This is a genomic window from Alteromonas macleodii ATCC 27126 (assembly GCF_000172635.2).
Taxonomy (GTDB): Bacteria; Pseudomonadota; Gammaproteobacteria; order Enterobacterales; family Alteromonadaceae; genus Alteromonas; species Alteromonas macleodii.
Map to the genome: position 1 here is coordinate 4,546,726 of NC_018632.1, position 12,885 is coordinate 4,559,610.

8 protein-coding genes are annotated in these 12,885 nt (G+C 47.2%); 4 read left to right on the forward strand and 4 right to left on the reverse strand.

Annotated features, from left to right (window positions below):
• Positions 1-24: 24 nt before the first annotated feature.
• A complete protein-coding gene (gene plsB, locus MASE_RS19335) occupies positions 25-2,478 on the forward strand; it encodes a glycerol-3-phosphate 1-O-acyltransferase PlsB (RefSeq protein ID WP_014951390.1) in 2,454 nt (817 codons plus the stop codon).
• Positions 2,479-2,719: 241 nt separating this feature from the next.
• Here the strand turns inward: plsB and ilvA are convergent, their stop codons facing one another.
• Positions 2,720-4,276 carry a threonine ammonia-lyase, biosynthetic gene (gene ilvA / locus MASE_RS19340; RefSeq protein ID WP_014951391.1) on the reverse strand — a complete coding sequence of 519 codons (1,557 nt, stop codon included), beginning with the start codon at positions 4,274-4,276 and terminating at the stop codon, positions 2,720-2,722.
• Positions 4,276-6,126, reverse strand: coding sequence for a dihydroxy-acid dehydratase (ilvD, locus tag MASE_RS19345; protein WP_014951392.1), 1,851 nt, complete (start codon positions 6,124-6,126; stop codon positions 4,276-4,278). The genes ilvA and ilvD overlap by 1 nt, the downstream gene beginning before the upstream one ends.
• Positions 6,127-6,568: 442 nt before the next feature.
• Between ilvD and MASE_RS19350 the strand changes: the two genes are divergently transcribed.
• On the forward strand, positions 6,569-7,186 hold the full coding sequence (locus MASE_RS19350) for a trimeric intracellular cation channel family protein (protein ID WP_014951393.1): 618 nt from the start codon (positions 6,569-6,571) through the stop codon (positions 7,184-7,186).
• 220 nt (positions 7,187-7,406) lie between these two features.
• The gene (locus tag MASE_RS19355) at positions 7,407-8,921 is read left to right on the forward strand and encodes a YifB family Mg chelatase-like AAA ATPase (protein WP_014951394.1); all 1,515 of its coding nucleotides are present in this window, start codon (positions 7,407-7,409) and stop codon (positions 8,919-8,921) included.
• Positions 8,922-8,941: 20 nt separating this feature from the next.
• On the opposite strand, the gene ilvY is transcribed toward MASE_RS19355, so the two are convergent.
• A complete protein-coding gene (gene ilvY, locus MASE_RS19360; RefSeq protein WP_014951395.1) occupies positions 8,942-9,814 on the reverse strand; it encodes an HTH-type transcriptional activator IlvY in 873 nt (290 codons plus the stop codon).
• A gap of 157 nt (positions 9,815-9,971) precedes the next feature.
• On the opposite strand from ilvY, the gene ilvC reads away from it, so the two are divergent.
• A complete protein-coding gene (gene ilvC, locus MASE_RS19365; RefSeq protein ID WP_014951396.1) occupies positions 9,972-11,450 on the forward strand; it encodes a ketol-acid reductoisomerase in 1,479 nt (492 codons plus the stop codon).
• A gap of 133 nt (positions 11,451-11,583) precedes the next feature.
• Here ilvC and MASE_RS19370 read toward each other — a convergent pair whose 3' ends face one another.
• Complete coding sequence (locus MASE_RS19370) at positions 11,584-12,831, reverse strand: multidrug effflux MFS transporter (RefSeq protein ID WP_187289704.1); 1,248 nt, start codon at positions 12,829-12,831, stop codon at positions 11,584-11,586.
• Positions 12,832-12,885: the final 54 nt, after the last annotated feature.

Here is a 12,885-nt window from a genome sequence, read left to right on the forward strand (position 1 = left end):
TTATTTCATAGGATTACATAATTCATGTCGTGGATGCGAAAAGCCCTTCTGTCGGTATTTCATTATCCTGTTAAGTTACTGGTTAAAGCCCACAGCATTCCAGTTAACGTTGAAACCGAATTAGGAATAGATAAAAGTAAACCTATCGTTTATCTACTCCCCACCAACTCAGTGACAGACCAACTTGCACTGAGAATGTCGACTAAAGCGCTAGGTTTACCTAGTCCTACAGAAACCCTCACATTAGCGGGGCGAGAGTATTCGTCGACCTTATTTTTACGCAAAACCCAGCCTCTTTTCCGCTCGTCGGCTAAAGATACGGGAATTGAAGACGTTTTTACTGACCTCTTTCATTTGCATAGAGACCATGAAAACCTAGATTTACAAGTTGTTCCTGTCTATGTGACGTGGGGCCGTGCCCCGGGTCGTGGAAAGCCAGGCTTAAGCGATCTTATTGCTGATAAAGCGGCGCCAAGTTGGCTTCGTAAGTTGTTCATTGTGCTGTTTTTGGGCCGCGACAACTTTATTAACTACTCTAAAGCCGTTTCTGCACGCGCGATGTCCAATCAACATGGTAGTGACCAAAGTATTGCACATAAGCTTGTGCGCGTAGCAAGCACTCACTTTCAAAGAAAGCGCCAAAGCATGACTGGCCCTACGCTGTTAGAGCGTCAAGAACTCAATAATAGTGTGTTGGGCTCTGATGCAGTGCGTCGCGCTATTGCTGAGGAATCACGAAGCAAGAAGGTGTCTCATGAAAAAGCGAAAGAGACTGCCCAAACCTACATCACAGAAATCGCGGCAGACTACCGCGAAGGGCTAATTCGTTTTGGCGACAGGCTACTTACCCGTATATGGAACAAAATTTATAACGGTATTAGTGTAGGTCATGCCGATCGCATTCGTGAATTGGCGGCTAATGGTCATGAAATCATCTACGTACCGTGCCACCGTAGTCACATGGATTACCTATTATTAACTTACGTGATTTATCACGAGGGTATGGTTACGCCACATATCGCTGCAGGTATCAATCTGAACTTTTGGCCGGTTGGAAAAATGTTCCGTCGTGGCGGTGCTTTTTTCTTACGCCGCAGTTTTGCAGGCAACAAGCTCTACACAGCTGTTTTCAGAGAATATCTAGAGCTGCTGTTTAACAAAGGCTATTCGGTAAAATACTATCCCGAAGGTGGCCGCAGCCGAACCGGCCGTTTGATCCCACCGAAAACGGGCATGCTAGCCATGACCATTCAAGCCATGCTCAAAGGCGTTAACCGTCCCGTTAGTATCGTGCCTGTTTATATCGGCTATGAAAACGTGATGGAAGTGAAGAGCTATTTGAACGAACTCAAAGGCTCTAAGAAGAAAAAGGAATCTAACCTTCAGGTGTTCTCGGCTATTCGTAAACTCAAGAATTATGGTCACGGATACGTGAATTTTGGCGAACCCATTGCGCTTAACCAGTTTCTTGAAAATCATGTGCCTAACTGGCGAGATTGTCGCGATGCCGAGCCAGAGAAAAAACCAGCGTGGCTGACACCTGCGGTTAACGAACTGGCCAATAATGTCATGACGCGAATTAATCGCGCAGCGGCATTAAATGGTATGGCGTTAGCGTCGTTATGCTTACTGTCTTCTAAACGACAGACCATGAGTGAAGCAGAGTTAAAACAAGCAATGGGCGACTTCATGGACTTGTTTAAAGCGGTACCGTTCAGCGATGATGCCACCATTCCAGATTCATCAGCGGAAGAGCTACTGCGCGATACGCTGAAATTAGGCCGCTTTGACGTAAAAGAAGACGATTATGGGCGTTTGATCAGTCCTCAACCAAAATCAGCGGTATACCTCACTTATTATCGCAACAACATTTTGCACTTATTCGCGATCCCAGGTCTTATAATGGCGTCTATCTTCGCGAAGAAAGGCACCACGAAGAACAGTATTTTTCAGCTTATTGCGGCGCTTTATCCGTTGCTGCAAAAAGAGCTATTCTTGCACCTTACCCAAGATGAGGCGCTTGCGCATACTGATGCGCTTATAACAGCGCTACTAAACAAAGGATTGTTGCGTCAGGAGGGCGATGAACTGTTGCCGCCAGATGCACACTGCAAACAATTCCACTCAGCATGGCTGTTAAGCCGATGTATGCAGGAAACGCTTCAGCGTTACGCGGTGGTATTGACCATTCTTGATAAAGAAAAAGTGATTAGCCGAAGTGCGCTTGAGCGCGAAAGTAAGCAAGTGGCTGAACGCTTATCTGCTCTCTACGGGCTAAGCTCACCAGAGTTTTACGATAAGAATGTGTTGTCTAGCTTTATCAGTGCATTGAAAGAAAACCACTGGCTGGACTCTGAAAAAGATGGCAGCTTGAAGTACTCAGAAGAGTGTGAAGCCTTACGTGCTGACGTTATGGCCCTGATTTGGCCAGAAATGATGCAGCATTTGGAGAACGTTACACTAAACGCTTCGAATTAAGGCGACGCTAGCTGGCTGAATTTGCCAGCACTACGGAGCTTAGGTAAAAAGAGAAAGCCCATGCTACTGCATGGGCTTTTTATTGCGCGTCAATCTATCTTGGCTGGCATTGAAAATCCCCATACTTCATTGATAGATAGACGCTAGATAGTGCCGCTTCGTATCGCTCCCCGGTAAACCTGCGCTTAACGCGAAGCAATACAAAGCGAAAACGGGAGATAGGCTCGTTTCGCCTGTTTCGCTATTTAGACCTTCGCTGGTTGCGACAGGAAAAACGATAGGCGGGGTTGTCTGTTACTTCTTCAACCTTATAGCCTAACTCAGCAACATGCTGGTTAAAGTCATCTCTACTTTCTGGTGCGATATCAAAGCCTGCCAATACCAAACCTTCTGCTGCGCCATGGTTGCGATAGTGAAATAGGGTAATATTCCACTGTTCACCTAACGTATTTAAGAAGTTCAGTAGCGCACCCGGACGCTCAGGAAATTCAAAGCTGAAGACTTGCTCGTTGAGAATAGTTGGCGGACGGCCACCAACCATGTGACGAACATGGAGCTTCGCTAACTCATTATCGGTTAAGTTAACGCAGTCATACCCTTTGCTTTCAAGGTCGCTTTGCAGTGCAGCAAACTCTTGCTGCCCGCCTTTAAGCTTAACGCCCACGAAAATATGTGCTTCGCTCTCACTGGCATAGCGATAGTTAAATTCGGTGATTGCTTTTGCCCCAACGCACTCGCAAAACTGTTTAAACGCACCTTTGTTTTCAGGAATTTTAACCGCAAAGACCGCTTCTTTCTGCTCACCTAATTCACAGCGTTCAGACACATAGCGAAGGGTATGAAAGTTGATGTTTGCGCCACACAGAATGCCGCCTAACTTCTTACCTTTGAGGTCGTGTTGCTTAGCGTACTTGCGAATTGCCGCCACCGACAATGCGCCCGCAGGCTCTGCAATAACACGGGTATCATCAAAGATATCCTTAATTGCTCCGCATATTTCATCATTAGTAACCGTAATGGTTTCATCAATTAAACGATTACACAGACGGAAAGTTTCCTGCCCCATCACTTTAACAGCAACGCCATCAGCAAAAATGCCGACGCTTTCAAGCTCGGTAGGCGCGCCTTGCGCCTTTGCTTTAATGAAACAGGCCGATTCTTCCGACTCTACCGCAACGATTTTTATGCTTGGTTTTAGTTGCTTTAAGTAAACCGCAATACCAGCGGCTAAACCACCGCCGCCCACAGCAATAAATAAGATATCGAGGTGTGGGTTTTGCTCTAGCAGCTCTCGCGCGACTGTACCTTGCCCTGCAATGACATCGGGGTCGTCAAAGGGCGGAACAAAGGTATAACCGTGGGTCTCACATAATGCTTTTGCATGGCTACTTGCTTGATCAAAGCTGGTGCCATGCAATACCACATTCACGTTTTCACCTCCGAAGCGTCGTACTGCGTCTACCTTGATATCAGGCGTGGTTTCAGGCATGACAATAGTCGCCTGAATACCTTTCATTTTTGCACTGTACGCTAAGCCTTGCGCATGATTACCCGCCGAGGCGCCAATTACGCCAGCTTGCAATTGCTCGTCGCTTAGTGAGCAAATACGGTTATAGGCACCGCGCAGCTTAAAGCTTTTTACCGGCTGCTGATCTTCCCGTTTCAGAAAAATTTCATTGCCAAGCTCGGCTGAAAGCAAAGACATATAGGAAAGTTCACTTGCCACTGCTACATCGTAAACAGGGGCAAGTAAGATCTTCTTCAAATATTCATGATCGCTAACGTGTTCGGCTGCCATTATAGATTTTCCAGCTTAGTCACATCACGCACTGCACCTTTATCGGCACTGGTTGCTAACGCCGCAAAGGTTTTAAGAGATGTGGAGACTTCACGAACGCGATCTTTCGGCTTCCAAGGCTTATCACTGGCTTCCATTTTCGCGCGGCGTTCTGCTAGTTCTTCATCGTTAATAGCAATATTGATACTTCTATTGGGGATATCTATTTCAATTTTATCGCCATCTTCCACTAGACCAATGCCACCACCACTGGCGGCTTCAGGTGAGCAGTGACCTATAGACAACCCACTGGTACCGCCACTAAAGCGTCCGTCTGTTACCAAAGCGCAGTGCTTGCCTAACCCTTTAGATTTCAAGTAAGACGTTGGGTACAGCATTTCTTGCATACCCGGGCCGCCGCGGGGACCTTCGTAGCGAATGAAGACCACATCACCGGCTTTTACTTCATCGCCCAAGATACCTGCTACCGCATCATCTTGGCTTTCGTAGATTCTCGCAGTTCCGTTGAATTTAAGAATAGACTCATCTACGCCAGCCGTTTTTACAATACAGCCATCTTCAGCCACATTACCGTAAAGCACGGCTAGGCCACCTTCTTGACTGAACGCATGGTCGATAGAGCGAATGCAGCCGTTTTCGCGGTCGTCATCGGCTTCGTCCCAGCGACAATCTTGGCTAAATGCTTTTGTCGTGCGAATACCCGCAGGACCCGCGCGATAAAAGGTAATAGCGTCTTCGTTTTCAGGGTTAGTGATGTCCCACTCGCTGATAACGTCGGTAAGCGGTTTTCCTAAAACATGATTAACATCGGTGTTCAGCAAGCCAGCCTTATTTAGCTCGTTCAAAATACCCAAAACGCCACCCGCTCGGTGTACGTCTTCCATGTGATATTTGGGTGTTGAAGGTGCCACTTTGCATAGGTGAGGGACTTTGCGAGACAATCTGTCGATGTCTGCCATAGTAAACGGCACTTCGCCTTCCATTGCCGCTGCTAACAGATGCAAAATGGTATTGGTCGACCCCCCCATGGCAATATCCAAGCTCATGGCATTCTCAAAAGCCTTAAAGTTAGAGATATTACGTGGTAATACACTGTCATCATCGTCGCCGTAGTAACGCTTGCACAGCTCAACAATTTGTTTGCCCGCTTGTTTAAATAAACCTTCACGATCGGCGTGGGTAGCCAGCATAGAGCCGTTGCCCGGCAAGGATAAACCTAACGCTTCGGTTAGACAGTTCATGGAGTTCGCGGTGAACATCCCTGAACATGAGCCGCAGGTAGGGCAGGCTGAGCGCTCAATTTCGTCGGTATCAGCATCGCTAACTTTGTCGTCAGCAGCCGCTACCATGGCGTCAACCAAGTCTAGTTTAATAAGCTGGTCTGAAAGCTTGGTTTTACCCGCTTCCATTGGGCCCCCAGACACAAAAATGACCGGTACGTTCAAGCGCATAGACGCCATTAGCATTCCCGGGGTAATCTTGTCGCAGTTAGAAATGCAAACAATGGCATCGGCGCAATGTGCGTTCACCATGTATTCCACTGCATCAGCAATGATTTCTCGAGATGGTAAGCTATACAGCATACCGCTGTGCCCCATGGCGATACCGTCATCCACTGCGATAGTGTTGAATTCTTTCGCCACACCACCCGCTTCTTCAACGCTGCGTGCCACTAATTGGCCGAGATCTTTTAGGTGAACATGCCCAGGTACGAACTGCGTAAATGAGTTCGCAATAGCAATAATAGGCTTGCCGAAATCAGAGTCTTTCATTCCAGTTGCTCGCCATAACGCGCGAGCTCCCGCCATATTTCTACCTTGGGTGGTAGTTGCTGAACGTAACTTGGGCATAAATCCTTCCCGTTAATTTAAGGTTCTAGGTTTAGGCGCTAGACCTTTTTGTGAAACTAAAAAACAGTGGTAAACCAGTAATGCTTTGGCTCAACTTCCAATACGCGCTGTTTTACTCAAAATTGCATGTCATACTGATGATGTAACACATCATCTAAGGTCGTTCAAAGCGAGGAGCAACAAAGCCTAACTGCTAACACATCAGTAGCGCTTTGTTTTATATGATATATTTGACATACAATACCTATATCCATTGGCATTGTAATTATGAAATGTTGTTCGTTAGAGGTTATGGCTTTACCTCATCACTCAATATCACGAACCGTAATCTCAACAGTACGTTTCGATATTGGGCAAAGAAATAGCATGAAACATAAGGCCTGATCAAGTATTTTGCGGTAGGAATGGCGAGTTTTTAAGGGTAGTAAAAGGGTACAAGAAGATGTTTGATTGGTTTCATTGGTTAAACTTAGCGGGGGTTGCAGTGTGCGCAATTTCCGGCACCCTGATGGCCTATCAAAAGCGTATGGATGGATTTGGCGTGGTCGTGCTTGCCAGCGCAACCGCCATTGGCGGCGGAACACTGCGTGATGTCATGTTAGATGTCCCGGTCTTCTGGATTGCCGATACCGATTATTTATACACCACACTGATAGCCGCCTTTATACCCATTATCTGGCTGCGTATTAGTCCACGCTTTCCTTTTCACTATTTATTAATTGCCGATGCTTTCGGGCTAGCGCTGTTTAACGTAGTAGGCATAGAGAAAGCCTTGGCAAACGACACAGGCATGGCCGTGGCGGTTGCCATGGGCACCATTACCGGCGTGTTTGGCGGTCTGTTACGGGACGTTATTTGCCGAGAGGTACCGCTGGTACTCAACGGCGAACTGTATGCCATGACCTGTATTGCAGGGGGCGTGGTTTATGGAATAGGCATGCAAATGGAACTCGCCACACAGTGGTGTGGTATTGCGGCCCTTGTCACAACCGTACTGTTTAGGCTTGGCGCCATGCGCTGGCATTGGCAGCTGCCCGTTTTCTACAACGACCACCACTAGCACTAGCACTAGCACTAGCCTAAGTTTGCTGAGCAGGATCATTACATACCAAGCGTTTTATGCACTCTCAGTAGATCCCATCGTTAGTACAGTTACATCTTATCCCGACTCTCTCTAAAGTTTACGCCGACTGCGTTGGCTTACATTTTTACCGCGCTGACACGTTTGCGTTTCATAACCACGAATCATAAGTATTCAGCGAGAGGAGGTTGTTTAGATTATGGGAATGGCTGTTGTTAAAACCTTTGCAGGGCAGGGCGTGGCAGCGCCAGAGGTAAGTGTAGAGATTCACCTAGCTAATGGATTACCTGCTTTTCAACTGGTCGGTATGGCAGAAACCAGCGTTAAAGAAGCGCGAGAAAGAGTACGCAGTGCCCTGATAAACAGTGGTTTTGAGTTTCCCGCAAAACGAATAACCGTCAATTTAGCGCCGGCAGATATTCCCAAGTTTGGCGGGCGGTTCGACCTTCCCATCGCCGTAGGCATTTTAGCTGCGTCGGGCTACATCTCAGACATTAGCCTGCTCAACATTGCCTTTGTGGGCGAGCTTGCATTAAACGGCGAAATAAAGCCAGTAAACGGGCTTATTCCTGTGGTAATGGCAGCTGAACACGAAGACATTGCGCTCGTATACCCGGGTGATAATGACGTAGAGGCTGCATTGGTTTCTCACGCAACACGCTATCCTGCTTTCGATTTACAGTCTGTTTATGAACACCTTTCCGGCAACAAAAAACTTGCTAAAGGCCAACCGTTTACCTCGCGAGCACTTAACAGTCCCCTTTCAGGGTGGGATGACATTATCGGCCAAGAGCAGGCCAAACGAGCGCTTGTTATCGCAGCAAGTGGAGCACACAATTTACTTATGGTGGGGCCTCCTGGCACAGGTAAAAGCCTGCTCGCCAGCCGAATGCTATCGCTATTACCCGATATGAGCGAGGAAGAAGCGTTGGAAGTGGCAGCCATTCACTCTGTGAAAGGCGAAAAACTGCATGCAGAGCGTTTTTTAACCCGCCACTTGCGTTCGCCCCACCATACTAGCTCTGCGGTGGCACTTACTGGCGGCGGCTCTAACCCAGTGCCAGGTGAAATATCGCTGGCTCATAATGGTATTTTGTTTCTAGACGAACTGCCTGAATTTGGGCGAAAAGCACTGGATGTATTGCGCGAGCCACTTGAAACCGGCGACGTGCATTTGTCTCGTGCTTCAGGAAGCGCCACATACCCCGCTAACTTTCAATTAGTAGCGGCAATGAACCCAAGCCCGACAGGTGACATTGATGATAACCGACTAACCCCGCAGCAACAGCTCAACTACTTGAACCGATTATCGGGCCCACTGCTTGACAGAATTGATATACAAGTCGAAGTGCCGCGGCTACCTGACTACGACCTGCCAGAGCGTGCCAATAGATCTGACGACTCGATACACGCAACGCGAGAGCGGGTCATTGCAGCGCGTCACAAACAAGGGCTACGGCAAGGTAAGCCAAATGGGGCGCTGCACGCGGGTGAGCTTGCCGATATATGCTTACTTGATGACGCTGATTTGCAGTTTTTACAAGCCGCTGCTAAACAGCTTAATTTGTCTATGCGGGTATTTCATCGCACGTTAAAAGTGGCAAGAACCATTGCTGACCTTGAAGAGCAAAACGCTGTATCGCGGGCGCACATTGCAGAAGCATTGGGCTATCGCGCCCTCGATAACCTTATTAAACAGTTGAGCACTAGCTAAGCACCAGCTATGCCTTAAACTTAGCCACGCGTTTGCAAATTAAGCTGCATAAAGGCGTTTATAAGCGGCTCGTTTTGCTTATCCTGCAAGCAGCATAAACCTAAAGCATAAGGCTCAATATCTTCAACAGGTATTTGGGTTACAGCATTGGCCATACTGGAGTGATCAAGTACCACTTTAGGCACAAATCCCACGCCACATTCAAGTGCCACCATGCTCACGATGGCCTCGTTACCGCCGACATAAGCATACACATTTGGACGAATACCGTGTTCAGCAAACCAGTGATAGGCAGTACGACGGGTTGGGCCAGTTTCGGGCATAATCACCTGATGCTTGGTCCAGTCCAACTGGCTTAGTTGAGTAAGTCGCCACTCTCTTGGAGCAATAAGTACCAAAGGTACATTATCAAGCGCGGTGAAATGTAAATCTGTCGGCATATCAGGGGTGTAGATAGCAATAGATAAGTCGCACTCTTTGCCTTTCACTTTTTCTATCGCAAGGGCAGGATCGCCGGTAATTAGGCGTATATCAACACCCGGGTGCTGTTGCCTGAACTGTCTAAGCATAGCGGGTAAGTGGCTTTGACTAGCGGTAACCGAGCAAAATACGCTGAGCTCTCCCTGCAATGCGTCGTTATCTTCTTTTAAGTCGACCTTTAGCTGCTGCCAATCCTTCAGCGCTTGCTTTGAAAAAGACAGCAGCTTGTGCCCACTGTGGGTTAGCGCCACTTTGCGGTTATCACGTTTAAACAGTGTACAGCTTAACTCGTCCTCAAGGCGCTGAATCACGCGGCTTAATGTAGAAGGCGACACATACATGGCCTCGGCGGTAATGCCAAAATGTAGGCTGGTAGCTAGGTGATTGAACAGCTGTAGACTGCGAAAATCCATAAATATTTCACTTTATGCAACATTATCTTGCAAATATATCATTTTCCAAAACAAAAGAAATCTTTTAGTCTCAATATCAAGTCGTCATAGACGAGGTCTGTCAACACCAAGGTCGGTGTTTGATATTGACAAAAATGAATGTTGTTCGGAAATTTTTATGGCTAATTATTTCAACACCCTGTCACTTCGCCAGCAGTTAGATCAGCTTGGCCGCTGCCGTTTCATGGCACGCGATGAATTCGCTGACGGTTGTCAGTTCTTAAAAGGCAAGAAAATTGTCATTGTAGGCTGCGGCGCGCAGGGCCTTAACCAAGGCCTGAATATGCGTGACTCAGGGTTAGATGTTTCTTATGCGCTGCGTCAAGCAGCCATTGATGAGCAACGCGACTCATATAAGCGCGCAACCAGTAACGGATTTACCGTTGGTACTTACCAACAGCTCATTCCAGAAGCAGACGTAGTATATAACTTAACACCTGATAAGCAGCACGCTAGCGTAGTCGAAGCCGTTATGCCGCTTATGAAAGAAGGTGCAACGCTAGGTTACTCTCACGGTTTCAATATCGTTGAAGAAGGGCAGCAAATTCGTAGCGATATCACAGTAATCATGTGTGCGCCGAAAAGCCCGGGTTCTGAAGTACGTGAAGAATATAAGCGTGGCTTCGGTGTACCAACTCTGATTGCTGTACACCCAGAAAACGACCCTGAAGGTAAAGGTTGGGATCAGGCCAAAGCACTTGCAAGTGCAACGGGCGGTGACCGCGCAGGTGTACTTGAGTCATCATTTGTGGCTGAAGTTAAATCTGACCTCATGGGCGAGCAAACCATTTTGTGTGGTATGCAACAAGTTGCAGCGGTACTTGCGTTTGAAAAAATGGTTGATGACGGTATCGAGCCAGGATACGCAGGTGCACTTATTCAGTACGGCCTAGAAGCTATTACTGAAGCACTTAAGATTGGCGGTGTGACTAACATGATGGACCGTCTATCAAACCCTGCAAAAGTGAAAGCGTTTGAGCTTTCTGAGCAGTTAACTGATTTACTTCGTCCGCTATTTGAAAAGCACCAAGACGACATCATCAGCGGTGAGTTCTCTCGCACCATGATGGAAGATTGGGCCAATGGCGATGCGAACCTGCTTAAGTGGCGTGAAGAAACCGGTGAAACCGCGTTTGAAAACGCACCGGCTTATGAAGGTGAAATCAGTGAACAAGAATTCTTTGACCACGGCATCTTACTGGTTGCCATGATCAAGTGTGGTGTTGAAGTTGCGTTCGACGTAATGGTTGAAGCCGGTATTTTACCTGAGTCTGCGTACTATGAATCACTGCATGAAACACCGCTTATTTCTAACACAATCGCACGTAAGCGTTTGTATGAAATGAACGTGGTTATTTCAGACACAGCAGAATACGGAAACTATTTGTTTGCTAACGCAGCAATTCCAATTTTGCGTGAGAAATTTATGCCTACCATTGATACCAGCGTTATCGGTAAGGGTTTAGCCGCTACTTCTAATCAGGTAGAGAACAAACGCCTTGTTGAAATTAACGAAGCCATCCGCTCACACGGTGTGGAATCGGTAGGTAAGACCTTACGTGGCTACATGACTGACATGAAGGCCATCATAGGTTAGGACAGTTTCTGTCGTTAGGTGCTTAACTAAGCCCTCTTGCCCGACCATTTTGGTCGGGCTTTTTTATGTCCGTAAGCCTGCTAATAAGTATCTTTCTTACGCAACTGACCTCTGCGACACGCCGATACACCTTCTAAATAGAACCTTCACGAACGCGCTCAGCATAGCGTACGGATACGTAAGACAAAGCAAAAAAGACGAGAAATCCCCAGCCGATAGGCATTAAATTTCCATTTAAGAAACTGTCGACGAACAGTGCAACAGGCACCGAGAAAAGGCTAGAAAATGAGCCAATTATGGCCGCGCCTAAACCTGCCATATCGCCAAGCGGCTGCATCGCCATGGCGTTTAAGTTACCAAACAGTATGCCCACAAAGAAAAAGCCTACAAACATAACCGTAACCGTAGGAATTAAAGGCGGCAAGCCGTCGTACGCCAACAGCAACGCTAAATACACAACAGCAAACCCGTTAACTCCTTTAAGTGCAAAACGACAAAGCTTGCGCATCCCAAAACGCATTACCATTTTGCCGTTAAAGTAAGAGGCGAGACCAATTGAAAAAGCAAGCGTTGCAAAGATGTAGGGAAACCATTCACCTACGTTGTAAAACACAGTAAATATGGTTTGCGAAGCACTTAAATACGCCAAGAATGCCCCAAAAATACAGCCCATGGCAAAGGTGTAACCCATCACTGCTGGGTTAGTGAGAATGAACTTTGAAGATGCGAAAAACTGCGCCCATGAAAACTTTTTACGCCTTGCTCTTGGCAGGGTTTCCCCTTGACGAGAAAAAAACCAAATGCCGGCCATGGTAGCCACAATGAGAAACATAGTGAAAATATGGAACCATGAGGTCAACTCCATCACCGTTTGCCCAATAATAGGCGCCAACATAGGCACTAATATAAACACCATCATGATAAACGACATGACTTTTGCCATCGCATCGCCAACGTAAAGGTCGCGAATAATTGCCATAGAGGCTATTCGTGGCCCAGACACCCCAAATGCTTGAATAACGCGACCTACCAGCATGGTCTCCAAATTGGTGGCCATCATGCAAACAAATGTACCTAAGGCGAAAATACACAGGCCCACTAATATAGTTAGGCGACGGCCGCGGCTATCGGAAAAAGGCCCAAAGAACATTTGACCCAGTGCCATGCCTAAAAAGAACACGGTAACGATTAAGTGGGTTTGATGCGCCTCGGCGACCTGTAGTGACTCGCCAATTTGAATCAACGCAGGCAGCATAGCGTCAATGCTCAACGCGACAAGGGATGTCATCGTAGCCATTAGCGCAACAAATTCAACAAGGCCAAGCGCTGGCTTTTGCACAACTGCAGTATCCTCAGATACGCCATTAGAAGTCTGGGGCATAAAGTCTCGAATATGAAATAAAGTGGGGGAAATTAAAAAGGCGCGAAATTAACG